Below are 26,321 nucleotides of genomic sequence, written 5' to 3'. Positions count from 1 at the left end.
GCCGGGCTGCGGGAACACCTGCTGGCCAGCCTGCCGGAGACCATGGTCCCGGCCGCCTACGTCACCATCGACCGGCTGCCCCGGGACCCGAACGGCAAGGTCGACCGGCGGCAGTTGCCCGCGCCCGACGCCGGCTGCTACGCCACCGGGGTCTACCAGGCGCCGACCGGTGAGGCGGAGGCGGCGATCGCCGCGATCTGGGCGCAGGTGCTCGGGGTCGCGCAGGTCGGCGCCACCGACAGCTTCTTCGACCTCGGCGGTGACTCGATGCTCGCGGTCACCCTGGTCGGGGCGCTGCGCGCGGCCGGACACGAGGTGACCGTCCGGGACATCTTCGCCCACCGCACGATCCGCCGGCTGGCCACCGCACTCGACGGGAGCAACGGTCCGGCGGCGGCGTTCCGGCCGGTGCCGCCGTACGCGCTGATCAGCGCCGCCGACCGGGCCCTGCTGCCGGACGGGCTGGTCGACGCGTACCCGGCGGCGCAGACCCAGCTCGGCATGCTGGTGGAGCTGTCGGTGAGCGGGGACCGGGCGGCCTACCACAGCGTCCTCGCCCACCAGGTACGTGACGGGCGGCCGTTCGACGCCGAGGCGCTGCGGGACGCGGTCCGGACCGTGGTCGACCGGCACGAGATCCTGCGTACCTCGTTCGCGCTCACCGGCTACTCGGTGCCGATGCAGCTCGTACACGCCACGGTCGAACCACCCCTGTCCATCAAGGACGGACGCGGCGTACCGGCCGACCAGCAGGCCGCCCGGTTCGCGGAGTTCATCGCGGCGGAACGGGCCGAGGTGTTCGACCCGGCCGCCGCCCCGCTGCTGCGGGTGGCCGCACACCGGGACAGCGACGCGAGTTGGTGGCTGACCTTCACCATCTGCCACGCCATCACCGAGGGGTGGAGCAGCGCCCGGCTGGTCACCGAACTGCTCGACTGCTACGCGGCACTGGTCGACGCCAGGCGGGACGGGGTACCTGTCCACGCTCCGGCGGACCAGCAGCCCGCCGTGCGGTACGCCGACTTCATCGCCGCCGAACTGGCCGCGCTGGACTCGCCGGCCGACCGGGAGCACTGGCGGTCGGTGCTGGCCGGGCGCGCCCCTTTCACCCTGCCCAGCGGCTGGGGTGACCCGGACGCACCACAGCCGACCGCCGCCGTCACGGTCGACCTCACCGACCTGGACGACGCCCTGCGGGACCTGGCCCGGGACACCGACGTACCGGTCAAGGCGGTACTGCACGCCGCGCACCTGAAGGTGCTCAGCCAGCTCACCAACGAACCGGCCTTCCACGCCGGACTGGTCTGCGACGCCCGGCCCGAGGTGACCGGCGCCGAACACGTACACGGCATGTACCTCAACACCGTGCCGTTCCCGTACGACCGAAGTGCCGCCACCTGGCGGGAACTGATCGGCACGGTCTTCGACCGGGAGGTGGCCCTCTGGCCGCACCGGCGTTTCCCGCTGCCGGAGATGCAGCGCGAGGCCGGGCACCGGCTGCTGCACGTGATGTTCAACTACCAGGACTTCAGCCGCGCCGAGCAGGGCACGGCCGGCAGCGGGGCCGGCGGCACGGCCGGCGGTGCAGGTGGCACGCCACCGGCGGTGGTCGGCAACGCCGGGGACGGCGCCACCGAGTTCGACCTGTCGGTCTTCGCCCAACGGGGCCGCTACCAGCTCTCCGCGCGTACCGCCGTGGTCAGCCGGGCCAACCTGGACCGGATCGCCGGCATGTACCGGGCGGTGCTGGAGGCGATGGTCACCGACCCGGACAGCGACGCCCGCGCGGTCTGCGTACCCGGTGCGGAACGGGACCGGCTGCTCGGTGTCACCGACGTCGGCATCGAACCGCCGGTCACCGGCAGCCTGGACGAGCTGTTCCAGGCCCGGGCCGCCGAGTCCCCGGACGCGGTGGCCGTGGTCGCCGGTACCGCCGAGCTGACCTACGCCCAGGTCGACGCCCGCGCCAACCGGTTGGCGCACCGGCTGCGGGCGGCCGGCGTCGGCCGGGAAACCGTGGTCGGCGTCTGCCTGGACCGCGACGCCGAGCTGGTACCGGCGCTGCTCGGGGTGCTCCGGGCCGGTGCGGCGTACCTGCCGCTGGACCCGGCCCAGCCCGCCGACCGGATCGGCTACATGCTGGCCGACGCCGGGGCGCGCACCGTACTGACCACCACCGCGCAGGCCGACCTGCTGGCCGGGTTCGCCGGAGAGCTGGTCCTGCTCGACACCGACGACCCCACCGGCCAACCGTCGACGCCGCCGCAGGTCGACCGGCACCCCGACGACCTGGCCTACGTCATCTACACCTCCGGCTCGACCGGCCGGCCCAAGGGCGTCTGCGTCAGCCACGCCAACGTGCTGCGCCTACTCGACGCCGCGCAGGAGCACTACGCCGCCGACGACACCGACGTGTGGGCGCTGTTCCACTCGTACGCCTTCGACGTCTCCGTCTGGGAGCTGTGGGGTGCGCTGTGCCACGGCGGCCGGCTGGTGCTGGTGCCCCGCGAGGTGGCCCGGGTACCGCAGGACCTGCTCGACCTGCTGGTGACGCAGCGGGTGACCATGCTGGCGCAGACCCCGACCGCGTTGCGCGGACTGGTCCGGCTGGTCGGCGAGGACGCCCCGGGCGTCCGGGACCTGTCCCTGCGGGCGGTCGTGGTGGCCGGCGAGAAGCTGGACGCCACCGAGCTGACCCCGTGGGCGGCCCGGCTCGGCCTGGCCCGGGTCGCGCTGGTCAACATGTACGGCATCACCGAGACCACGGTCTACTCCACCTACCACCGGATCACCCGCGCCGACCTGGCCCCGGGGATGGGCAGCCGGATCGGCCGGCCGCTGACCGGGGTACGGATGTACGTGCTCGACGGCGACGGCCAGCCGGCGCCGATCGGGGTGCCCGGCGAGGTGTACCTGGCCGGGCACGGGGTGGCCCGGGGCTACCTCAACCAGCCGGAGCTGACCGCCCAGCGGTTCCTGCCCGACCCGTACGGCCCGCCCGGTGCCCGGATGTACCGCACCGGTGACCTGGCCAGCCGGCTGCCGGACGGCAGTGTGGAGTTCCTCGGCCGGATCGACCACCAGGTCAAGATCCGGGGCTACCGGATCGAACCGGGGGAGATCGAGGCCGCCCTGACCGCCCTGCCCGGAGTACGGGAAGCGGTGGTGATCGTCCGCGAGGACATCCCCGGCGACCCCCGGCTCACCGCCTACCTGGTGACCGGCGACGGGCCACGGCCCGAGCCGGCGCGGCTGCGCGCCGAACTGGCCCGCACCCTGCCCGACTACATGATCCCGGCGGCGTACGTGCCGCTGGACCGGCTGCCGCTGAACAACAGCGGCAAACTGGACCGGCGGGCCCTGCCGGCACCGGCGGCCACCGCCGGACCGGACCACGGGTTCGTGGCCCCGGCCACCGCGCTGGAGGAGCAGGTCGCCGGGATCTGGGCGGAGGTGCTCGGCCTGCCGGCGGTGGGGGTCGAGAGCAGCTTCTTCGACCTCGGCGGGCACTCCATCCGGGCCCTGGTGCTGGCCAGCACCCTGCGCGCGGCCGGGCTGGACGCCAGCGTCGCCGACCTGTTCCGGGCGCCGACGGTCCGGGCGCTGTGCACGGTCCTCGCCGGACGCGGCGCGGTGCCGGTGGCCGACCGGCTGGTGGAGCCGTTCGAGCTGGTCACCGAGGCGGACCTGGCCCTGCTGCCGGCCGGCCTGGACGACGCGTACCCGCTGTCGCAGGTGCAACTCGGCATGCTGCTGGAGATGCTGGCCGACAACGACGGGCAGCACCATTACCACAACGTGGCCTCCTTCGGCGTCCCCGACGACCGGCCGTTCGACCTGGCCACCCTGCGTACGGCGATCGCCGACGTGGTCGCCCGGCACGAGGTGCTGCGGACCTCCGTCGACACCGGCTCCTTCTCGGTGCCGATGCAGCTCGTGCACACCACCGCGGCGGTACCGGTCGACGCGGTCGACCTGCGCGGACTGCCCGAGGCGGACCGGCAGGCGCTGGTCCGCCGGCACGTCGGTGACGAGTACCACCGGCTGTTCGACGTCACCCGGGCGCCGCTGCTGCGGTTCACCGCGCACGTGGAGACCGACGCGGCATGGCGGCTCACCCTCACCATCTGCCACGTCGTCATCGAGGGCTGGAGCCTGCACGCCCTGGTGGTGGAGATCCTCGACCGGTACCACGCCCTGCGCCGGGGCGCCGCCCCGCCGCCGGCCGACACCCCGCCGGTACGCTTCGCCGACTTCGTCGCCGCCGAGCTGCGTGCCCTGGACTCGGCGGAGGACCGGCGGTACTGGCAGGGGATCGTCGAGCGGTACCCGAGGTTCCGGCTGCCGGACGCCTGGACCCCGGACCGGTCGGAGCAGCGGCAGCCGTACACGGCGGTGGTCGGGTACCCCGACCTGGAGCCGCAGCTACGGGCGCTGGCCTCGGCGACCCGGACGTCGCTGAAGGCGGTGCTGCACGCCGCACACCTCACCGTGCTCAGCCAGCTCACCGACGAGGCGTCGTTCTACACCGGACTGGTCTGCCACACCCGGCCGGACCTGGCCGGCAGCGACCGGGTGTACGCCATGTCGCTGAACACGCTGCCCTTCCCGCACGACCGGACGGCCCGTAGCTGGCGGGACCTGATCGGGCGGGTGCACGCCCGGGAGGCCGAGCTGTGGCCGCACCGACACTACCCGGCACCGGCGATCCGGGCCGCCGCCGGACGCGGTGCCCGGCTGACCGACGTCTACTTCAGCTACCTCGACTTCACCGAGGTGGTCGGGGAGCGGACCGCCACGGAGGAGCGGATCGGCGCGGCCAGCAGCGAGTTCGTGCTCGCCGTGTCGGCCGGTGCCGGCCGCGTCGAGTTGAGTACCGACAGCCACCACCTGCGCCGGGCCGACGTGGACCGGTTGGCGGCCATGTACCGGCTGGTCCTGGCGGCCATGGCGGCCGACCCGGACGGCGACCCCGGTCAGCCGTACCTGCCCGCCGACGAGCGGCACGACGTGCTGACCGGCTGGCAGGTCTCGGCCGCCCCGGCGGACACCCGACCGGTCCCGGAGCGGGTGGCGGCGCAGGTCGCGGCGGCACCCGACGCCGAGGCGGTGGACGGTACGACCTACGCCGGGCTGTACGCCCGGGCCAACCGGATCGGCCGGCACCTGCGCGAGCACGGGATCGGGCCGGAGCGGGTGGTCGGGGTGCTGCTGGACCGCAGCGCCGACCTGGTCGCCACGCTGCTCGGGGTCTGGCAGGCCGGTGGCGCGTACCTGCCGATCGACCCGGGGTACCCGGCCGACCGGATCGCCGGGATGCTGGCCGACGCCGGGGCGACCGTGGTGGTCACCACCACCGGGTACGCCGACCGGTGCGCCGGGGTGCGGACCGTGCTGCTGGACGCCGACGCGGAGCGGATCGCCGCACTGCCGGCCGACCCGCCCGGTGTCGTCACCGACCCGGACCAGCTCGCCTACGTGATCTTCACGTCCGGCTCGACCGGCCGGCCCAACGGCGTGCAGATCAGCCACCGCAGCCTCGCCAACTACCTCGGCTGGGCGGCGGAGGAACTGGTCGCCGACTCCACCGGCGGGGCCGCGCTCTTCTCCTCGGTCGCCTTCGACCTGGTGGTGACGAGCATCTGGGCACCGCTGGTCACCGGGCAGCGGCTCTGGCTGCTCCCCGCCGACGCCGGGCTCGACGAACTCGGCCCCCGGCTCGCCGCCGCCGGGCCGTTCAGCTTCGTCAAGCTGACCCCGGGTCACCTCGACCTGCTCGCCGGGCAGCTCGGCGGCGATCAGGCCGCCGCGCTGACCCCGCTGCTGGTGGTCGGTGGTGAGGCGCTGACCAGCCGGACCTGCGCCCGCTGGCACGCGCTCGCCCCGGACAGTGTGCTGCTCAACGAGTACGGACCGACCGAGGCGACGGTCGCGGTCGGCGGGTACCGGGTCACCGGGGCGCTGCCCGGCGACGTCGCCCCGATCGGCCGGCCGTTCGCCGGGATGCGCACCTACGTCCTCGACGCCGACCTGCACCCGGTGCCGGTCGGGGTGGTCGGTGAGGTCCACCTCGCCGGTCCCGGGCTGGCCCGGGGCTACGCCGGCCGGCCCGACCTGACCGCGGCGACGTTCGTACCCGACCCGTTCGGCGACGGCGGCCGGCTCTACCGCACCGGGGACCTGGGCCGGTGGCTGCCCGACGGGCAGCTCGACCTGCTCGGCCGGGTCGACGACCAGGTGAAGATCCGGGGCTACCGGGTGGAACCCGGGGAGATCCGGGCCGTGCTGCTCACCCACCCGGCGGTACGCGACGCCGTGGTGACCGCCGAACCGGCCGCCGCCGGTGGCCGGCACCTGGTCGCCTACCACGTCGGGGCCGCCGACGACCTGGCCGGGCACTGTGCCCGGTACCTGCCCGGCCCGCTGGTGCCGGCGGTCTTCGTCGAGCTGGACGCCATCCCGCTCAACGCCAACGGCAAGGTCGACCGCCGGGCGCTGCCCGCCGTGGAGCTGACCGGTGGCGGGACGTACCTGCCGCCGGCCACCCCGACCGAGCAGACCCTGGCCCGGATCTGGGCCGACGTGCTCGGCGTCGGGCAGGTGGGCCGGCACGACCGGTTCTTCGCCCTCGGCGGCCACTCCCTGCTGGTCGTACCGGTGGTGACGGCGGCCCGGCAGGCCGGACTGCCACTCACCCTGCGGGCGGCGATGCTCGACCGGACCCTCGCCGAACTGGCCGCCACGCTCACCCCGGTCGCCGCCCCGGTGGCGCGTACCGCACCGGTCGTGCCGGCGCTGGAGACCGTGCTCGCCGGTCACCCGGTACCGGGTGCCGCGCTGGCCCGGATCGTCGACGGGGAAGTGGTCGAGCTGCGTACCCACGGCCGGCTGGCCGCCGACGGCAGTGCGCCGGTCACCCCGGACACGGTCTTCCAGGTCGGTTCGGTCAGCAAACACGTCACCGCGGTCGGCACGCTGGTCCTGGTGCACCGGGGGCTGCTCGACCTGGACACCGACGTCAACGCGTACCTGAAGTCCTGGCAACTGCCGGCGGACCGGCCGGTCAGCCTGCGGCAGCTACTCAGCCACGTCGCCGGTCTCAGCTCCACCGGCAGCGACGGGTACCCGCGTCGCGGTCCGCTGCCCACCCTGCTGGACCTGCTGACCGGTCGGGGGGTGCCCACCGGGGAGGTCCGGGCCGGGGAACGGCCCGACCCGGTGGCGGTGGAACGCAACAGCCACTACCTGGTGGTGCAGCAGGCGATGGTGGACGTGACCGCGACACCGTTCGCCGACCTGATGGCCGAGCTGGTCTTCGACCCGTTGGACATGACGGGCAGCAGCTTCCACCAGGACTTCCCGGTCACCACCGGCCGGCCGGTCGCCCTCGGCCACGACGAACAGGGCCGGCCACTGCCGGACGGCTGGCAGCGGCGGCCGGACGCGGCAGCGGCCGGGCTGTGGACCACCGTGACCGACCTGGCCCGGATCATCCGGGAGATCCACCACGCGTACCGGGGGGACGGCACCCTGCTGGGCCGGCAGCTCGCCACCGAGCTGCTCAGCCCGGGGCCCGGGGGGATCTACGGCCTCGGCTGCATGGTCGACCCGGCCGACACCCCGGACGGGCCGGTCGTCGAGTACACCCACCGGGGCCGGACCGCCGGCTACCGGGCCCTCACCGCCGGCCGGGTGCCCGATGGGGCCGGGCTGGTGCTGTTGACCAACGGCGACGCCGGCTACCGGGTGATGGACCGGTTGGGGCGTGACGCCGGACCGAAGGAGGCATTCTGATGACGACCGTGGTGGGTGCAGCCGGGCCGGTTACCGGCGAGCCGGTGCAGGGGGTGCGGCACCTGGTGTCCATCCGTGACCTCACCGACGACGACCTGTACTCGATCGTCGCCCAGGGGGCCCGGTTCGCCGCCGGTGGGTACGGCGGCCGGCTGGCCGACCGGGTGGTCGGCACCTACTTCGTGAAGACCTCCACCCGGACCCGCAGCGCGTTCACCGTGGCCGCGCTGCGGCTCGGCGCCCGGGTCGTCGCGTACGGGCCGCACGACCTCCAGACCAACACCGGCGAGTCGAGTGTGGACACCGGCCGGGTGCTGTCCGGCATGCTCGACGCCCTGGTGGCCCGGACCGCCGCCGACCCGACCGAGATGCGGGACTGGTCGCGGCAGGACCGGATGGCGGTGGTCAACGCGATGAGCGCCGAGGAACACCCCACCCAGGCACTGGCCGACCTGACCACCCTGCTGCGCCGGTTCGGCCGGATCGAACACCTGCGGCTGCTCTACGTGGGGGAGGCCAACAACACCGCGACCGCGCTGGCGCTGGCGTTGACCCGCTTCCCCGGGGTGGAGCTGGAGCTGCGTACCCCGGCCGGCTACGGCCTGCCGGCCGGGATCCTGGCCGACGCCACCGCGCAGGCCGGGCAGCGGGGCGCCCGGATCGTGGAGCGGCACCACATGGACGACCTGCCGGACGACCTCGACGCCATCTACACCACCCGCTGGCAGACCACGGGTACCAGCAAACCCGACCCGGACTGGCGGCGGCACTTCGCCCCGTTCCAGGTCCACCAGGGACTGTGGCGGGGCAGCCCGCACGCCGTGTTCCTGCACGACCTGCCGGCGCACCGGGGCGAGGAGGTCACCGCCGAGGTGCTCGACGGCCCGGCCAGCATCGCCTTCCAGCAGGCCGAGAACAAGCTCTACAGCGCGATGGCCGTCCTGGACTGGTGCCTGGCCCCGACCATTGGGCCCCGGTCATGACGGTGACCGGTCCGGCAACTGGTTCGGCGGTGGCCGGTCCGGCAACTGGTTCGGCGGTGGCCGGCCCGGCGGCTGACGCGGTGGTGACCGGTCCGGCGGTGGCCACCGCTGGTCAGCCCACCCCGCGCCGGGGACGGCTGACCGGCAACCGGGACTTCCTGCTGCTCTGGACCGGCGCCGGGGTCTCGGCCCTCGGTTCCCGCGCCACCTCGATCAGCTACACCCTGCTGGTGTTCTGGTCGACCGGGTCGGCCACCGCGGCCAGCCTGGTCACCTTCGCGGCGCTGCTGCCCAACCTGGTCGCCCAGCTCCCGGCCGGGGTGCTGGTCGACCGGTGGGACCGGCGGCGGACCATGCTGTGGTGCAACGTCGGCCGGATCCTGGCGATCGGCAGCGTTGCCGTCGCGGTCGCCCGGGACGCGGTCTGGCTGCCGCATCTGATGGCGGTCGCGTTCGTGGAGGCCACCCTGGGCATCTGCTACGCGCTGGCCGAGCGCGCGGCGGTGTTCAACGTGGTGCCCGCCGACCGGTACGGCGCCGCGACGGCGGCCAACGAGTCCCGGGCCAACGCGGCCAGCATCCTCGGCCAGCCGGCCGGCACCCTGCTCTACGCGGTGACCCGGTGGGCGCCCTTCGGGTTCGCGGCCCTGATGCACCTGGTCTCGCTGGTGACCCTGCTCTTCGTCCGGCGGGACCTCCAGGCTCCGCAACCGGACTCCGACCGGGGCGCCGGCCTGCTGGCCCGGATGCGGGAGGGCTTCGCCTTCGTCTGGGCCCAGCGCTACCTGCGCCGGGCCATCGGGCTGTTCGCGGCGAGCAACATCCTGTTCCAGGTACTCGGGCTCGGCCTGGTGGTGATCGTGAAGGCGGCCGGCGGCTCCCCGCCGACCGTCGGCCTGCTCCTCGTGGTGAACAGCGTGTTCGGCATGGCCGGCGCGATGACCAGCAACTTCTACCTCAGCCGCTGGGGTATCCGCCGGATCATCATGACCGTCAACGTCGGGTGGGCGGTGCTGATGTCCCTGGTCGGCTTCGCCCCGAACCTGGTCCTGCTCGGCGCGATCTTCGCGCTGATCCACTACGGGGCCGGGATCGGCAACGTGGCCGGGATGCTGTACGTCTTCCGGACCGCACCGGACCGGCTGCGGGGCCGGGCCGGCTCGATCGTCATGCTGCTCACCTCGGGCGCCAACTCGCTCGGCGCGCTCCTCGCCGGCTTCCTGCTCGACTCGACCGCCATCGCCACCGCCATGTCGATTGTGGGCGGGGCGATGGCGGTCATCGCGCTGCTCTCCGTACTCGGCTTCGGTGGCCGGGCCGCCGCCGAGGCCGAACGCCGTGAGGCCGAGGCGGCCGGCTCGCCGGGCCACGACCGGTGAACAGGCGTACGGGTGCTGTCAGGTCGCGTTGGCGAGCGCCGCGAACTCCGCGTCGGTCAACGCCACCTCGGCGGCGGCGACGTTCTCCTCCAGGTGGGCCACCGAGGAGGTACCCGGGATGGGCAGCATGACCGGCGACCGGCGCAGCAGCCAGGCCAGGGCGAGCTGCGCGGGCGTCGCGCCGTGCTCGGTGGAGATCGCGTCCAGCGGGCCGCCCGGCCGGGCCAGGTTGCCGGTGGCGATCGGGAACCAGGGGATGAACGCGAGGTCGTTGCGTTCGCAGTGGTCGAGGACGTCCTCCGCGCTGCGGTCGGCCAGGTTGTAGAGGTTCTGCACCGAGACGACCGGGGTGATCGCCCGGGCGGCCTCGATCTGCTCCACGGTCACCTCGGACAGCCCGATGTGCCGGATCTTGCCCTCCTGCTTCAGTCGCGCCAGCTCACCGAGCTGGTCCGCCAACGGCACCTTGGCGTCGATCCGGTGCAGCTGGTAGAGCGGGATGCAGTCCAGACCCAGGTGGCGCAGGCTCAGCTCGCACTGCTGGCGCAGGTACTCCGGGCGTCCCACCGGTCGCCAGTCGCCGGGTCCGGAGCGGGTCAGGCCGGCCTTGGTGGCGATCACCAGGTCGTCCGGGTACGGGTGCAACGCCTCCCGGATCAGCAGTTCGGAGACGAACGGCCCGTAGGAGTCGGCGGTGTCGATGAACGTCACACCCAGCTCGACCGCCCGGCGCAGTACCCGGACCGCCTCGGCGGGGTCCTTCGGGTCACCCCACACCCCCGGGCCGGTGATCTGCATGGCGCCGTAACCGAGCCGGTCGACCTGCAGGTCACCGCCGATCCGGTACGTGCCGGACGCCTTCGCGGGCTGGCCCACGATGTTGGCACCCATCAGGTTCCGTCCCCTCGTCCGTCGGTGGTCGTCGCGGAAAATCTAACCGGCGACGGCCCACCCTGCCCCTGGATCGACACCACCCACAGAGCGGCCTGCCTGGGGACCGTCGACCCTGATGGTGGCGATATCGACGAAATATAGCCATCGGGTCGACCCTGGGTCCGGTCGAACGCCCGGGACGCCGAGGGAGCCTGGAAGATGAACGGACACGAGAGCTGGAAGCCGCTGGAGATCAGCCCGGAGAGTGCCGGGTGTGCGCCGAGCGCCGAGGCGCTCGTCGAGTATCTCGCCGGACTCGACCTCACCGCGCTGCTCACCGCCGAGAAGGCGCTCGTGTTCCGGGGCTTCGGGGTACGACCGGAGACGCTCGACCCGGTGATGGACCTGCTGCTGCCCCGACGGCTGGCGTACGTGCACGGCAACTCGCCGCGCACCAAGGTCGGCCGGAACGTCTACACCTCCACCGAGTACCCGGCCCGCTACACCATCTCCATGCACAACGAGCTGTCGTACGCAGCCCTTTGGCCGGCCCGGCTGCTCTTCTTCTGCCAGATCGCGGCGGAGACCGGCGGGGCCACCCCGGTGGTGGACGCCGAGTTGTGGCTCGACTCGCTGGACCCGCAGTTGCGCGCCGACTTCGCCGGTGGGCTGCGCTACCAGCAGAACCTGCACGACGGGATGGGACTGGGCAAGAGCTGGCGGGAGACCTTCGAGACCGAGAGCCGGGACGAGGTGGAGGCGTTCCTGGCCGACAGCGGGGCGGACTGGCAGTGGACGGTGGACGGGCTGCGGGTCTCCCAGCTCCGCCCGGCCACCACCCGGCACCCGGTCACCGGCGCCGAGGTGTGGTTCAACCAGGCCGACCAGTGGCACCCGGCCGGCCTGGACGACGAGATCGCCAAGGTGATGACCCAGGTGATGGCACAGGACGAACTGCCCCAGTCGGTGACCTTCGCCGATGGCTCCCCGATCCCGGACGAGTACATCACCCAGATCCGCGACCGGGGCCTGGCCGCCGCGATCGACGTCGACTGGCGGGTCGGTGACCTGCTGCTGATCGACAACGTGCTCACCGCGCACGGCCGGCGGCCGTACACCGGCGACCGCCGGATCCTGGTCGCCATGTCGGACTGACCACGATGACTCCGACGTTGGTGGCCCGCCCGGTCGACGGGGATCCCTGGCTGCGGGTGTTCCGGGGTGGCCTGCGCTCCCGGCTCCGCCTGGTCTGCCTGCCGCACGCCGGTGGGACGGCCGGTTTCTTCCAGTCCTGGACCGCCCGGATCCCGGACTCCGTCGACCTGCTCGCGGTGCGGTACCCGGGGCGGCAGGACCGGCTCGCCGAACCCTGCGTCGAGCGGATGGACGTCCTCGCCGACCGGGTCACCGAGGCACTCGTGCCGTACCTGGACCGGCCGGTGGCGCTGTTCGGGCACAGCATGGGCGCCTCGGTGGCGTACGAGGTGACGCTGCGGCTGGCGGAGCGCTTCGGGGTTGCGCCGGTGGCGCTCTTCGTCTCCGGGCACGGGGCACCGCACGTCACCCGGGTCGACCAGGATCCGGACCAGCTCGACGACGAGGAGTTCCTGTCCCGCATCGGGGCCCTCGGCCAGGTGGATCCGGTGGTCTTCCGGTCGGCGAAGCTACGGGAACTGGTGCTCCCCGCGCTCCGCGCGGACCTGCGTCTGATCCACCGGCACCTGCCCCGTACCGCGCGGCGGGTGGCGGTGCCGATCGTGGCGTACCTCGGCACCGCCGACCCGGCCTGCACACCCGGACAGGTCGCCGCCTGGGCGGAGCTGACCACCGGAGGCTTCCGGCTGCGGGCGTTCCCCGGCGACCACTTCTACCTGGTACCGGCCGAGGCCGAACTGGTGGCCGACCTGACCGCCCAGCTGGGGGACCTGACCACGCCACCGGCCTGACCGGTGGTGCCACCGTCACAACCTGGGGAGGCAATCTGTGACCGAACTGCTCACCGAGGGGGCGCCGTCGTTGACGACGCCCCTGGACCTGGCACGGCACGACCGGTTCCGGGCCGGCTTCCACGCCGTCACCGAGTTCGGCCACCGGCTGCTGGCCGCCCGGCTGGTCGCCGTGGACGCCCTGCCGGCACCCGGGGCCACCGTCGAGGTGGAGCAGATCCGGGACCGGTTCGCGGTCCTGCCGCAGTACGACCGGCTCTGCCACGCCCTGCTCGACATCCTGGACCGGGCCGGCTTCCTGCGCCGGGCCGGCGACCGGTTCGAGGTGACCCACCGGATCTCGGAGGTCGCCGGGCTGTCCGACGACGTGGTGGCCGCCGCCGAGGCCGACCGGATCCGGCAGGCGCACCCGGAGGCGGCCGGGTACGTGCCGTTGCTGACCGCCTGCCAGGCCCGGCTCATCGAGGTGCTGGACGGTCGGATCCCCGCCAACGAGGTGCTCTTCCCCGGCGGCTCGGCCGACCTGGTCTCGGCGGTGTACCGGGACAACGTGCAGCTCGACTTCTTCAACCAGCTCTGCGCGGAGCGGGTGCAGGGCCACGTACGGCAGTTCCTCCAGCGCTACCCGCGCGCGTACGCACAGGTCCTGGAGGTGGGCGCGGGGACCGGCGGTACCACCGGCCCGGTGCTCGCCGCGCTGGCGGAGTGGGCCGACCGGTTGCGCTACCTCTACACCGACGTCGGCCCGGGGTTCCTGCGACTGGCCCGGCGGCAGTTCGGCGCCGGACGGTCCTACCTGGACTTCGCGCGGTACAACGTCGAAGGCAGCCCGGACGACCAGGGTTTCGAACCCCACTCGATGGACGTGGTGCTCGCCAGCAACGTGCTGCACGCCACCGAGCGGATCATCACCACCCTGGCAAGCTGCCACCGGCTGCTCAAACCGGGCGGAGTCCTGGTGATCAACGAGATGACCCGACGGCTGGACTACAACACCCTGACCTTCGGACTGGCCGAGGGCTGGTGGCGCTACGCCGACGACGAGGCCCGCATCACGTACTCCCCGCTGCTGGACGGGCCCGGCTGGCGGGCGGCACTGGAGCAGGCCGGGTTCACCGGCGTCGAGCTGCACGGTGTGCCGGCGCTGGGCGCTGCGGACCAGGTGCAGGCCCTGGTCGTGGGTACGGCGACCGATCGGCACTGACCCGTCGACCTGATGATCGTTTGTGCCTGAGCGGTACGACACGCCGTCCCGATCTCCGCTCATCCGCAAACGATCATGCGGCCTGGGTGCTGTCGCCCCGCCCGGGGTCAGCGCACCCGGTACGCGCCGGCCCCGGCCTCGGCCAGGAACGACACCGGCGGGTCGAACCCCCGGTCGGCGTACGCCCCGGCGATCGCCGCCCGTACCGCGTCCGCCCGGTCCGCGTCGACCAGGGCGAGTACGCAGCCGCCGAAACCGCCACCGGTCATCCGGGCACCCAACGCACCCGCGTCCAGCGCGACATCGACGGCGAGGTCGACCTGCGCGACGGTGATCTCGTAGTCGTCCCGCATCGACCGGTGCGAGGCGGTCAGCAGCGGGCCGATGTCGGGTAGCCGGCCGGCCCGCAGCAGGTCGACGGCCCGGCGTACCCGCTGGTTCTCGGTCACCACGTGCCGGACCCGGCGCCGGGTCACCGCGTCCGGCAACGCCCGCAGCGCCGCGTCGAGGTCGTCGACGTCCCGCAGGGCGGGCACACCGAGCTGCCGGGCGGCCTGCTCACAGGTTCGTCGGCGCAGCGCGTACTCGTTGTCGACGTGCTGGTGCGGGGTCCGCGAATCGATGACCAGCATCGCCAGACCCGCTGCGGCCAGGTCGAACGGGACGTGCTCCACGGCCAGCGAACGGCAGTCCAGGAAGAGCGCGTGCCCGGCGCGGCAGAGGGTGGACGCCGCCTGGTCCATCACCCCGCAGGGCACGCCGACGTAGACGTTCTCGGCCCGCTGGGCCAGCCGGGGCCGGTCCGCCACCGGCAGGTCGATGCCGGCCAGGTCACACATCGCGGTCAGCACCGCGCACTCCAGCGCCGCCGACGACGACAGGCCGGCGCCGACCGGTACGTCCGAGTCCACCGACAGTTCGGCCCCGGGCAGGGCGTATCCCGCGTCGGTGAGCGCCCAGAGCACCCCGGCCACGTACCCGGCCCAGCCGGTGGCCCGGCCCGGCACCAGGTCGTCCGGGGTGAGCACGGTCGGCTCCGACGCGAAACTGCTGGACACCGCCCACCGGGTCGCGCCGGGCAGTAGCCCGGCGGTCACCACCGTGCGGTGTGGCAGGGCGAAGGGGAGCACGAAGCCGTCGTTGTAGTCGGTGTGCTCCCCGATCAGGTTGACCCGCCCGGGAGCGACCCAGACACCCTGCTCGGCCGACGTGCCGTTACCTGCGGACATGGTGCGGTACTCCTGTGGGTCGAGGGGTTTCACGGCCGGACGGTCGGGTCGGCCGGCGGTCCGTCGGCGTTCTGGGCGGCGCTCGCGGCGGCGTTCCCGGCAGCGCTCGCGGCGGCGTTCGCGGCGGCGTTTCCGGCGGCGTTTCCGGGCGCGGCGAGGACCACCTCGTCGACGCGGGACCGCAGTTCGGTGCGGGCGTCGTCGGTGAGGCCGGTGTCGGTGACCACCACGTTCGCCCCGTCCAGCGGCATGATCGTGGCGATGCCGACCAGGTCCCACTTGGTGTGGTCGGCGAGCACCACCACGGTCCGGGCCATCGCCGCCAGGGCCCGGTTGGTCTCCGCCTCGGCCAGATTGGGGGTGGTGTAGCCGGCCCGGACGCTCATCCCGTGCACGCCGAGGAAGAGCAGGTCGACGTTGAGCCGGCTGACCACGGCGGTGGCGGCCGGGCCGACCAGCGCGTCCGACGGGGTCCGGACGCCACCGGTCAGCAGTACCGTCCGGTCGGGCCGGCCGTCGCGGTGGAAGACGTCCGACACCGCCACCGAGTTGGTCACCACGGTCAGCCCGGGCACCGCGGTGAGCTGCCGGGCGAGCGCGGCGGTGGTGGTGCCGGCGGAGATGCCCACCGCCGAGCCGGGCGCCACCAGTTCCGCCGCGGCCCGCGCGATCGCCGCCTTCTCCGCCTCCTGCCGGGTCGCCTTCACCGAGTACGCCGGTTCGTCGGTGGCGGTCTCCACGGCGAGCACTCCGCCGTGCACCCGGGCGATCAGGCCGTGCGCCACGAGCACGTCGACGTCCCGTCGGATGGTCATGTCGGAGACCCCGAACGAGCTGGCGAGTTCGCTGACGCGGACCCCGCCACGGCGGCGTACCTCGTCGACGATCGCCGCCCGACGCTGCGGTGCGAGCACCAGGCCTCCTCTGTCACAGGCTACGGGTCCGGGACGGACGAACAATATCGAACACCGGCGCAGCTGCCCAGTTGGGCTGGCAGGGAGCTTACGTCAGGCAAGGAACGGGCCTCGGTCGAGTGGGGGTGTGGGGGGCGCTTGTTCGATCGTGTTGCTCATTGTTCGTTTCTGGGGCTACGCTCCGATCGTGTCCAGCCCGAACCCCGCCGACGCCGATCCCCGGAGCAGCACCGGGGGCGTCCATACGTCCGTCACCCGGCTCGCCGACGGCCGAGAGCTGATCTACTACGACCGCTCCCCGGTCCGCCGGGACACCTGGCCCGACCGGCGGGAACTGCCCGACCGGCCGTCCACCGGCAGCGCCCGGCTCGACCCGCGTACCGGTGACTGGGTGATCGTCGCCACCCACCGGCAGAACCGCATCTTCCTGCCCACCGCCACCGACTGCCCGCTCTGCCCCTCCATCGACGGCCGGCAGACCGAGGTGCCCGCACCCGACTATGCCGTCGTGGTATTCGAGAACCGGTTCCCCGCCCTGGTCGGTGCGGCATCCGGGGGCGACCCGTCGGCGGTCGGCGGCGATGCGGCGTCCGTCGGCGGCCCGTCCGGCGCCGCCGGTGACCCGGCAGCCGGCCCCGACCTGCTGGCCGAGATGCCGGCCACCGGCCGCTGCGAGGTGGTCTGCTTCGACAGCCGGCACGACGTGACCTTCGCCGGTCTCGACACCGACCAGGCCGGGCTGGCGCTGGCGGCCTGGACCGACCGGACCCGGGAGCTGTCCGCCCGTCCCGGCATCCGCCAGGTCTACTGTTTCGAGAACCGGGGGCCGGAGATCGGCGTCACCCAGCACCACCCGCACGGGCAGATCTACGCCTACCCCTTCGTGCTGCCCCGTACCCGGCGGATGCTCGACCGGGCCGCCGCGCACCGCGCCGCCCACGGCGGCAACCTCTTCGACGACCTGGTGGCCGCCGAGACCGCCGACGGCAGCCGAATCGTGGCGGAGAACGACCACTGGACCGCGTTCGTGCCGTTCGCCGCCCGCTGGCCGTACGAGGTGCACCTCTACCCCCGGCGGCGGGTGCCCGACCTGCCCAGCCTGGACCCCGGGGCGCGGGACGCACTCACCCCGATCTACCTCGACCTGCTCCGCCGGTTCGACCGGCTCTTCGACGCGCCGGCGCCCTACATCGCCGCCTGGCACCAGGCCCCGGACGACCCCGGCGCCGCCGAGTTCGCCCTGCACCTGGAACTGTTCACCAACCGGCGGACGTCCACCAAACTCAAGTACCTGGCCGGTACCGAGTCCGGGATGGACGCCTTCTCCAACGACATCGTGCCGGAGGAAGCGGCCCGGCGGCTGCGGGAGGTCGGGACGGCCTGACCGGCGCGGAGGCGACCGTAAAACGCGTTGTCCGGGCGCTGCCGGTGTGCGAGGGTCCCGACGTGACGGACTACCGCAGCCTCAATCGGGCCAGCTGGGACGAGCGGGCACCCGCCCATGCGGCATCGCCGGACTACGCCGTGGAGCGGTTCGTCGCGGACCCGGACCACCTCAGCGACGTGGTCCGTTTCGACCTGCCGCGCCTCGGCGGCATCGCCGGGCTCCGGGCTGTGCATCTCCAGTGCCACATCGGCACCGACACCCTGTCACTGCACCGGCTCGGCGCCCGGATGACCGGGCTGGACTTCTCCGGTGCGTCCCTGGCCGAGGCCCGCAGCCTCGCCGCGCGGACCGGCGCCGGGATCGACTTCGTCGAGTCCGACGTGTACGCCGCCCCGGACGTACTCGGCCGGGGCGCCTTCGACCTGGTCTACACCGGCGTCGGCGCGCTCTGCTGGCTGCCGGACATCCGCCGCTGGGCGGAGGTGGTCGCCGCCCTGCTCCGGCCGGGCGGCCGGCTCTTCCTCCGGGAGGGCCACCCGATGCTCTGGGCGCTCGACGACAGCCGCGACGACGGGCTGCTCGCCGTGGAACACCCGTACTTCGCGCGGCCGGAGCCACAGGTCTGGACGGAGGGCGGCACCTACGTCGCCACCGACGTGACCTTCCAGCACAACGTCACCCACGAGTGGAACCACGGCATCGGCGAGACCGTCACCGCGCTCCTCGACGCCGGCCTCGATCTCACCATGCTGGTCGAGCACGACAGCGCCCCGTGGGACGCCCTGCCCGGCCGGACCGTCCGCGACGGGCAGGGCGAATGGCGGCTGGCCGACCGGCCCTGGCGGCTGTCCCAGACCTACACCCTCCAGGCCCGCAAGCGGGGCTGACCGGCTGGGGACCGGCACCCGGCCGGCGGCGCCCGGCCGGGCAGCGGACGTCACCGGTCGGCGAAGCGCTCGGCGAACGCCACCAGGTCCCGGCGCTGGATCGCGGCGGCCATCAGGTCCGGGAACGCGTCCGGCGTACAGGCGAACGCCGGCACCCCCAGCGCGGCCAGCGCGGCGGCGTTCTCCCGGTCGTACGCCGGTGCCCCCTCGTCGGAGAGCGCGAGCAGCACCACCACCTGCACCCCGGCGGCGGTCATCTCCGCCACCCGGCGCAGCATCTGCTCCCGGACACCCCCCTCGTACAGGTCGCTGATCAGCACGAAGATGCTGTCCCGGGGACGGGTTATCAACTGCTGGCTGTAGCCGATCGCCCGGTTGATGTCGGTGCCCCCGCCCAACTGGGTACCGAACAGCACCTCCACCGGGTCGCTGAGCTGGTCGGTGAGGTCCACCACGGCGGTGTCGAACACCACCAGCGACGTACGCAGCGAGCGCATCGAGGCCAGCACCGCGGCGAACACCCCGGAGTAGACCACCGACGCGGCCATCGAACCGGACTGGTCGACGCAGAGCACCACGTCCCGCTGCACGGCCGTGGTACGCCGGCCGTAGCCGACCAGCCGCTCGGGGATCACCGTGCGGAGATCCGGCTGGTAGTGCTTCAGGTTGGCGCGGATCGTCCGGTCCCAGTCGATGTCCGCGTGCCGGGGCCGGTTGATCCGGGCGGCCCGGTTCAGCGCACCCGTCACCGCCGCCCGGGTCTGCTGGGCGATCCGCTTCTCCAACTCCTCGACCACCCGGCGGACCACCTGCCGGGCGGCGTCCCGGGTCTTGTCCGGCATCACCCGGTTGAGCGAGAGCAGCGTGCCGACCAGGTGCACGTCGGGCTCGACGGCGGCGAGCATCTCCGGTTCCAGCAGCAGCCGGGTGAGGTTCAGCCGCTCGATCGCGTCGGCCTGCATCACCTGCACCACGGTGGACGGGAAGTACTCCCGGATGTCGCCCAGCCACCGGGCCACCCGGGGTGCCGATCCACCCAGGCCGGCGGAACGCTGCGCCGACCGGCCCTCGCCGTCGTCGCCGTTGTCGTAGAGCGCGGCCAGGGCGCCGTCCATCGCGGCGTCCCCGCCCCCCGGCTTACCGCAGGAGCCGTCGGCGGGACCGCCGAGCACCAGGCGCCAGCGGCGCAGCCGTTCCTGTCGGGCCGCTTCGGTCATCGAGGTCAACGGAGCTCCCGTCCGAGCAGGATGCTGAGGGTGGGCAGCACGGCCGCCGCCCGGTCGTGGTCGAGCCCCACCGCCACGGCGGCCGGCACCGTGCCCCCGGTGGCGCTGACCCGTTCGCCGATCGCCCGCCGCTCACCGGCGGCGAAACCGCCGAAGGTGCGCCGAAGCAGGGGCAGGACCTCGGTGAACGAGTCGGCGGGGATGCCGGTCAACCAGTCGTCCACCAGGGACAGCAGGTCGTCGTCGTGCACCAGCAGCAGGCCGCCGCCACCGAGGAAACCCTCCACCCAGGCGGCCCCCGCCGCCGGTGCGGTACCCACGGTCAGCGGCAGCCCCATCCGCCGGCGTACCTCGTCCCGGTCCAGTCGACCGGCGTCGTGCAGCAGCCGGGTCAGCCGGCCGGCGAGCAGCCCCGCCAGGTCGTCCCGGCCCGCGACCGAGGTCAGGGTGTCCAGCCAGCGGTCGCGTACCCCGTCGTCGAGCAGGCCGACCGCGGCCTGGACCCCGTCGATCCGGTCCCGCAGCGTGCGGGCCGCCTCGTCGGAGAGCCCGCCCACGGCGGCCGGCAGCGCGGCGCAGACCCGGGCCAGGATGCCGGTGGTCACCTCGGCCAGCCCACCCAGCTCGGTCCGGCGTACGTCGCCGTACCGCAGCGTGCGGGCCAGGGCCGGGAACGCCGCCATCAGGTGCCCGACGTCCGCGTCGAGGGCGGCGCGGGTGTCCAGGGCGCGCAGCACCGGCGGGTACGCCCCGGGCAGGTCGGCGAGCAGGCAGATCTCCACCAGCGCGGTCACCTCGGCGAGGCTGCCGGCGGCCTGTGCCCGGGCGGCCACCGAGGCGGTCGCCGCCGCGTCCACGGTGGTGCCGTGCGCGCTCGCCTCCACCAGCCGTACCGCGAACTCCGGCTGCCAGCGCAACCGCCACTGCTCCCGGAAGGTGCCGGTGCTCCGGCGACCGCCGGTCGGGTCGCCCCACGGCACGCCGAGCAGCCGTAACCGGTGCAGCAGGCGGCTGCGCGCCAGGTCGGTGTCCCGGCGCAGGTCCAGGTCGAGGTCCCGGTCCAGCGCCTCCGGCTTCAGCCGCAGGCTGCGCTGCTGGGCGGCGAGGTCCCGGGCCAGCGGCACCGCCGGCATGTCGTCCGGTACCGCGCCGAGCCGCTCCCCGACCACCAGTCGCCGGTTGATCAGCTCCAGCCGGAGCGGCTCGCCCTCGCAGAGCACCGCCTCACTGGCCTCGGTCAGCTCGGCCAGCCCGGCCAACGGCCGGCCGCGCAGGGTGGCCAGCGTCTCCGCCAGCCGGGCGGCCTCGATGACGTGCGCGGACGACGCCGGTACCCCCTCGTCCCGGAGTACCCCGGCGGCGGCCACCAGCCACCGGGTGACCACCTCGTCCGGTGTGGTGAACAGGTGGTGGTACCAGCCGGGGGAGCGGACCCCGGCCGCGTAGCCCTGCCAGGAGGCCAGCCGGCCGTAGGTCCACGGCACCCAGGTGAAGGTCACCTTGGTCTTCCGGCGGCCCTTGAGCAGCGCGGCGTCCGCGCTCGCCGCGACCTTGGCGGTCAGCGCGGGCACGTGCCACGCCCCGCACACCACGGCGATGTTGTCGTACCCGCGCCGCGTCTGCCGCAGCACGGTGCGCATGTACGCCTCGCGGAGCAGGTCGTCCGGGTCCTCCGGGGCGCCCTCCCGGATGGCGGCCATCGCCTCGGCGACCGCCTCGAACGCCGGGGCGCCCCGGTGCTCGACCACGTCCTCCCACCAGCGTTCCGGGTCGTCGTACCCGGCTGCGGCGGCCAGCTCCCCGATCGGGTCGACCGGGCGCTGTCGCGGTCCGCCACGGTCCCCGGTGGCCCCGGCCGGATCGGCCGGCGCGCTGTCCGGCTCGGTTGGCCTGCGCTGCCCGGCCTGAGTAGCCGGCTCGGCCTGAGTAGCCGGCTCGGCCTGAGTAGCCGGCTCGGCCTGAGTAGCCGGCTCGGCCTGAGTAGCCGGCCCGCTGGTCGGATCGGCCGGCTCGACCTGCCCACCGGGCTGCTCCTCCGGCTCGGCGAACCGGTAGGCGTACGGCAGGTCGAAGAACCGCACCGGCACGCCGTTGTCGACCGCCCAGCGGATCGCCTGCCACTCCGGGGAGAAGACCGCGAACGGCCAGAACCCGGCCCGGCGGGGATCGTCGGTGGCGTACCCGAGGAGCGCCACCGGCGGTTCGAGCCGCTCGTCGGCCACCCACCGGACCAGCTCGTCGGCCTCCGGGGGACCCTCCACGAGCAGCACGTCGGGGCGCTGTGCGGCCAGGGCCGCCACGACCGCGCGGGCCGAACCGGGCCCGTGGTGCCGGATCCCGTAGAACCGCTCAGGCATCGCGGGCGGCACGGTAGAAGGCCCGCCAGTCCGCGCGCTCCCGGATCACGGTCTCCAGGTACTCCCGCCACACCACCGCGTCGGAGACCGGATCCTTGATGACCGCGCCGACGATGCCGGCCGCCACGTCACCGGGACGTAGCACCCCGTCGCCGAAGTGGGCGGCCAGCGCCATCCCGTTGGTGAGCACCGAGATCGCCTCGGCGGTGGAGAGGGTACCGGTCGGGGACTTCAGTTTCGTCCGGCCGTCCTCGGTCAGCCCGGAGCGCAGCTCCCGGAAAACGGTGACCACCCGGCGGATCTCCTCGACCGCAGTCGGCACCTCCGGCAGGTCGAGGGAACGGCCGAGCTGCGCCACCCGGCGGGAGACGATCTCCACCTCCTCGTCGGCGGAGGCCGGTACCGGCAGCACCACCGTGTTGAACCGGCGGCGCAACGCGCTGGACAGCTCGTTCACCCCACGGTCCCGGTCGTTCGCGGTGGCGATGATGTTGAAGCCACGCTGCGCCTGTACCTCGGTGTTCAGCTCCGGGACCGGCAGGGTCTTCTCCGACAGGACGGTGATGAGCGCGTCCTGCACGTCCGACGGCACCCGGGTCAGCTCCTCGACCCGGGCGATGGCACCGGTCTCCATCGCCCGCATCACCGGGCTGGCCACCAGCGCGGCCGGGGACGGCCCCTCGGCGAGCAGCCGGGCGTAGTTCCAGCCGTACCGGATCGCCTCCTCGGCGGTGCCGGCGGTGCCCTGCACCAGCAGCGTCGAGTCCCCGGAGACGGCGGCGGCCAGATGCTCCGAGACCCAGGTCTTCGCCGTACCGGGCACGCCCAGCAGCAGCAGTGCCCGGTCGGTGGCGAGGGTAGCCACCGCGATCTCCATCAACCGGCGGGGCCCCACGTACTTCGGGGTGATCTTGGCGCCGTCCCCGAGCAGGTAGGTCACCACCGCCTGCGGCGACAGGCGCCAGCCGGGCGGGCGCGGCCGGTCGTCCCCGGCGGCCAGCTCGGCCAGCTCGTCGGCGTACTGCTGCTCGGCATGGGGGCGCAACGCGGTCAACTGAACTCCTTGTGCATCTCGGAACGGAAGGCGAGTACGACGGCGAGTTGGCTCACGGTGCGGACCCGCGCGGCGTCGGTACGGGTCTGGACCTGTGTGTCGTCGGTACCGTCGGTGTCGAGGGCCTCGGCGAGGCGGCTGATCCGGTCGGTATGGCTGGGCGGCATGGCCAGTGCGGCGAGCCGGCACAGCTCGGCCAGGTGCCAGGTGTTGTCGTTGCCCCGGGCGCGCTGCTCGATCGTGTCGGTGACCGTGTCGGCCAGTTCCTCGGGCCAGGTGCCGGGGTGCAGCCCCAGCAGCCGGTGCGCCCGGTTCGGGTCGCTGCGCAGGGTGTCGGCGGCCAGCCGGGTGAGCCGGTCGGCGGGCAGCAGTTCGTGCAGCCGCCACAGCAGCGCGTCCGGCAGTTCGGCCGACTGTCGCCCGGTCGGCACGCCGACGGCGTCGACGAGGGCGGCGGCCCAGGTCGCATTTTGCTCGTCGACGGCTGCCCGGGCCCAGCCCCGGCGCAGCACCGGCGCCCAGTCGTCGTCGACCGGCATCGCCAGCAGCCCGGCCGGTGCTCGGCCGACGGTGTCGGTCCAGGTGGCCAGGGGAGTGGCCGCGACGATCTCCTCCAGCAGCCAGGCACCGAGCCCGACGCCGCGCGGCGGCTGCGGGTCCACCCCGTCCCGCCGCATGGCCGCATCACACTCGGTCGGCGGGTCGACCACCAGCCGGTCACCCTCCACCAGCCGTACCGCGGTCAGCGCCCGATCGGCCATCCGCTGGCGCAGCCCGGAACCGGGCAGCCGGCGTAGCAGTTCCACGGCGGCCTGGCGGACCTCCCGGCGCCGGTCGTCCAGCGTCCGTTCCAGGAAACCGTCATCGGCCGGGGAGAGTCCCACCCGTAGCGCCTCGACGAACCGGGCCCGGTCCGGTGCGCTCTCCGCGCTGAAGGTGGCCACCAGCAGTTCCCGACCGGCGGCCGGGTCCTGGGCCCGCAGCCGGGTCAGGTACGACAGCCGCTCCCCGCTCGTCCCGGTCTCCCAGATCCCGGCCGACCGCTCATCCGCGCCATCGACCGACCCGTGCTGCGCGGTACCGGTCGATCCGTCTCCTGCGCCGCCGGTCGGCGTGCCGTCAACGGTGGTGACCACCGCGGCCGGTGCCTCGTCGAGCAGGTAGCCCCACTCCGGGCGGTGGCCGGCCAGCCAACGGCCCCGCTGACCCGCCAACCGGGCCAGCAGCGGGCGCAACGCGGTACTGCGCCGGCCGGCGTCCAACAGTGCCGGCAGGGTCTCCGGCGGCAGCACCACCGGATGCGTGGCGGCCAGCCGCAGCCACTCGGCGAGCAGGTCCTGCTGGACCTGGGCGCCACCGGGAGCGCCGCCCTCGGCGAGCAGCAGGTGCAGCCGGGCCGCCGCCGCAGGCGGCACCGCCGGGACGGTCTCGGCCGGCGCCGGGTCCACCGGTACCCGGCCCGGTACCGGGGTACCGGCCGCGCGTTGGTAGGTCACCGCGACCGCCGCCGCCTCCAGCAGCGACCCGGCCGAGTCGTCCCCGCCGACGGTGAGCGGTCGGCCGCCCACCGGCACCGTGCCCCCGCCCCACGGCCGACGCCCCGTACCCACCAGCGCGGCGGAGAGCAGTTCGGCCGGGAGCCCGGTGGCCCGTCGGGCGCCACCGGCGCCAGTCCCCGGTGCGGCGGGCTGGTAGTGCCGGTCCGGCCAGGCGGCCAGCGGCCGGAGCCCGTCCGGGCCGTACTCCCCGGCGAGGGTGACCGGCCGGCCACCCGCAGCGGCGAGCAGCCACCAGGGCACGTCGTGGCCGGGGGCCAGCGCGACCGCGTCGCCGGCCCGGTCCACCAGGTGACCGTCCCCGCTCGGTACGACCCCGGCCAGCAGCACCGGCACGGTCTCCCGCCACGGATCGGCGGCCAGTGCGGCGGCGTACTGCGCCAGCCCGTCGCGCACCCCGACCGCCCCGGTCGGCGCGTCCAACGGGATCGGCGCCCCGTGCCGGGTGCCGACCAGCGCCCGCAGCGGCCCGGCGCCCGGGTAGAAGCAGAGGTCCACGTCGACCTCGGTGCCGGGCACCACGTCGGCGGGGAACGCCTGGCCGGGCGCGGCGAAGGCGAGCAGCAGCGCGAACCGGCCGCTGTCGGCGCCGCGCAGCCACGTCCGGCGGGTGGTCACCTTGTCGTCGGCCGAGTCCACCTGACCCAGCACCTGCCAGCGGTCCCGCACCGGCGGGGTGGCCAGCACCTCCTCGGTGGACACCGGGAAACCGATCCGGCTGCGTACCGTGGCGGCCAGGTCGGCGGGCAGTTCGTCCAGCCGGCCGGCGGCGGTCACCAGCAGCCGCAGCAGCGCCAACTCGCCGAGCAGCCGGTCGGACCAGTGGGCGCCGACCCCGGCCACCCGCCCCAACCGGCGTACCGTCGCGGCCACCGTCGGCGCCTGGGCGTCGACCAGCCGGGCGGCCACCGTCTCGAACGGGCGGTGCCCGGCGTTACCCACCTCGGCGAGCCCCTGGTGCACCTGGTCGTCGAGCCAGCGCCGCAGCTCGTCCAGGCCGGCGGCCACCCGGACGCCGCGCTGCTCCGCCCGTTTGGCGGCCGCCGCCGGATCCACCGGACCGGCCGCCTCCTTCGGCGTCGCCGCCTTGGCGGCCTTGGCGGCGCGGGCGTTCCGCCACTCCACCACCCAGTCCGGGGCGGTCGGCTCGCCGTCCACGCCGGAGGCCCAGAGCAGCAGCAGACCCAGGGCGTGCTTGCAGGGGAACTTGCGGCTCGGGCAGGAGCAGCGGTACGCCGGACCGGACAGGTCGACGCAGACCTGGTACGGCTTGCTGCCGCTGCCCTTGCACAGCCCCCACAGCACCTCGTCGGCCAGTCCGGTGGCCGCCCACTTGGCGGCACCACTGACGCTTCGGGCGCCCTTCGCCGAGCTGGCATCGGGGGCGAGGGCGAGGACCTGTGCGGTGGACCAACGATCAACGGGCACGGCGGCAATCTAGGCGACCGGTACGACACGATCGCACCCGGGCGGTACCGGGTGGGGGCGCCGGGTGGGGCGGTGCCGCCGTGGACCTGCGGCGGCACCGCCCC

At 74.0% G+C, this 26,321-nt stretch carries 15 protein-coding genes; 8 read left to right on the top strand and 7 right to left on the bottom strand.

What is annotated here, in order from left to right:
- Positions 1 to 42 precede the first annotated feature (42 nt).
- The 3 genes from V6U90_RS14615 to V6U90_RS14605 are packed head-to-tail and all read left to right on the top strand — an operon-like array spanning position 43 to position 10,156.
- Positions 43 to 7,794: an amino acid adenylation domain-containing protein gene (locus tag V6U90_RS14615; RefSeq protein ID WP_334435794.1), complete on the top strand. Its 7,752-nt coding sequence runs from the start codon at positions 43 to 45 to the stop codon at positions 7,792 to 7,794.
- Positions 7,795 to 7,838: 44 nt separating this feature from the next.
- Positions 7,839 to 8,777: an ornithine carbamoyltransferase gene (locus V6U90_RS14610; protein ID WP_334435800.1), complete on the top strand. Its 939-nt coding sequence runs from the start codon at positions 7,839 to 7,841 to the stop codon at positions 8,775 to 8,777.
- Positions 8,774 to 10,156: an MFS transporter gene (locus V6U90_RS14605; protein ID WP_334435791.1), complete on the top strand. Its 1,383-nt coding sequence runs from the start codon at positions 8,774 to 8,776 to the stop codon at positions 10,154 to 10,156. The genes V6U90_RS14610 and V6U90_RS14605 overlap by 4 nt, the downstream gene beginning before the upstream one ends.
- Before the next feature lie 18 nt (positions 10,157 to 10,174).
- Here V6U90_RS14605 and V6U90_RS14600 read toward each other — a convergent pair whose 3' ends face one another.
- A complete protein-coding gene (locus V6U90_RS14600) occupies positions 10,175 to 11,047 on the bottom strand; it encodes an aldo/keto reductase (protein WP_334435789.1) in 873 nt (290 codons plus the stop codon).
- Positions 11,048 to 11,248: 201 nt separating this feature from the next.
- Here V6U90_RS14600 and V6U90_RS14595 point away from each other — a divergent pair, with 201 nt between their 5' ends.
- From V6U90_RS14595 to V6U90_RS14585, 3 genes are read left to right on the top strand one after another with little or no spacing between them, the layout of a single operon-like run.
- Positions 11,249 to 12,184 (top strand): TauD/TfdA family dioxygenase, encoded by a 936-nt coding sequence (locus V6U90_RS14595; protein WP_334435787.1) that lies wholly within the window; start codon positions 11,249 to 11,251, stop codon positions 12,182 to 12,184.
- A gap of 5 nt (positions 12,185 to 12,189) precedes the next feature.
- Positions 12,190 to 12,975 (top strand): thioesterase II family protein, encoded by a 786-nt coding sequence (locus V6U90_RS14590; protein ID WP_334435785.1) that lies wholly within the window; start codon positions 12,190 to 12,192, stop codon positions 12,973 to 12,975.
- 37 nt (positions 12,976 to 13,012) lie between these two features.
- Positions 13,013 to 14,179, top strand: coding sequence for a methyltransferase (locus V6U90_RS14585; RefSeq protein WP_334435783.1), 1,167 nt, complete (start codon positions 13,013 to 13,015; stop codon positions 14,177 to 14,179).
- A 107-nt stretch (positions 14,180 to 14,286) separates the two neighbouring features.
- On the opposite strand, the gene galK is transcribed toward V6U90_RS14585, so the two are convergent.
- Positions 14,287 to 15,408, bottom strand: coding sequence for a galactokinase (galK, locus tag V6U90_RS14580; RefSeq protein ID WP_334435799.1), 1,122 nt, complete (start codon positions 15,406 to 15,408; stop codon positions 14,287 to 14,289).
- 29 nt (positions 15,409 to 15,437) lie between these two features.
- Positions 15,438 to 16,322, bottom strand: a complete 885-nt coding sequence (locus tag V6U90_RS14575; RefSeq protein WP_334435780.1) for a DeoR/GlpR family DNA-binding transcription regulator — start codon at positions 16,320 to 16,322, stop codon at positions 15,438 to 15,440.
- Positions 16,323 to 16,509: 187 nt separating this feature from the next.
- On the opposite strand from V6U90_RS14575, the gene galT reads away from it, so the two are divergent.
- Both galT and V6U90_RS14565 read left to right on the top strand, forming a co-directional pair.
- Positions 16,510 to 17,706 carry a galactose-1-phosphate uridylyltransferase gene (galT, locus tag V6U90_RS14570; RefSeq protein ID WP_334435778.1) on the top strand — a complete coding sequence of 399 codons (1,197 nt, stop codon included), beginning with the start codon at positions 16,510 to 16,512 and terminating at the stop codon, positions 17,704 to 17,706.
- Between the two features lie 62 nt (positions 17,707 to 17,768).
- Complete coding sequence (locus V6U90_RS14565) at positions 17,769 to 18,596, top strand: class I SAM-dependent methyltransferase (RefSeq protein WP_334435775.1); 828 nt, start codon at positions 17,769 to 17,771, stop codon at positions 18,594 to 18,596.
- A gap of 50 nt (positions 18,597 to 18,646) precedes the next feature.
- On the opposite strand, the gene V6U90_RS14560 is transcribed toward V6U90_RS14565, so the two are convergent.
- From V6U90_RS14560 to V6U90_RS14545, 4 genes are read right to left on the bottom strand one after another with little or no spacing between them, the layout of a single operon-like run.
- Complete coding sequence (locus V6U90_RS14560; protein ID WP_334435773.1) at positions 18,647 to 19,813, bottom strand: VWA domain-containing protein; 1,167 nt, start codon at positions 19,811 to 19,813, stop codon at positions 18,647 to 18,649.
- Between the two features lie 5 nt (positions 19,814 to 19,818).
- On the bottom strand, positions 19,819 to 22,179 hold the full coding sequence (locus V6U90_RS14555; protein ID WP_334435771.1) for a DUF5682 family protein: 2,361 nt from the start codon (positions 22,177 to 22,179) through the stop codon (positions 19,819 to 19,821).
- Positions 22,172 to 23,233, bottom strand: a complete 1,062-nt coding sequence (locus V6U90_RS14550) for an ATP-binding protein (RefSeq protein ID WP_334435769.1) — start codon at positions 23,231 to 23,233, stop codon at positions 22,172 to 22,174. The genes V6U90_RS14555 and V6U90_RS14550 overlap by 8 nt, the downstream gene beginning before the upstream one ends.
- Positions 23,230 to 26,217, bottom strand: a complete 2,988-nt coding sequence (locus V6U90_RS14545) for an SWIM zinc finger family protein (RefSeq protein ID WP_334435766.1) — start codon at positions 26,215 to 26,217, stop codon at positions 23,230 to 23,232. Before V6U90_RS14545 ends, V6U90_RS14550 begins: the two co-directional genes overlap by 4 nt.
- Positions 26,218 to 26,321 lie beyond the last annotated feature (104 nt).

The sequence above is a fragment of the Micromonospora sp. CPCC 206060 genome (assembly GCF_036906895.1).
Classification (GTDB): Bacteria; Actinomycetota; Actinomycetes; order Mycobacteriales; family Micromonosporaceae; genus Micromonospora.
The sequence above is the reverse complement of the archived record's forward strand: the minus strand, read 5'-3'. Positions and strand labels throughout refer to the sequence as shown.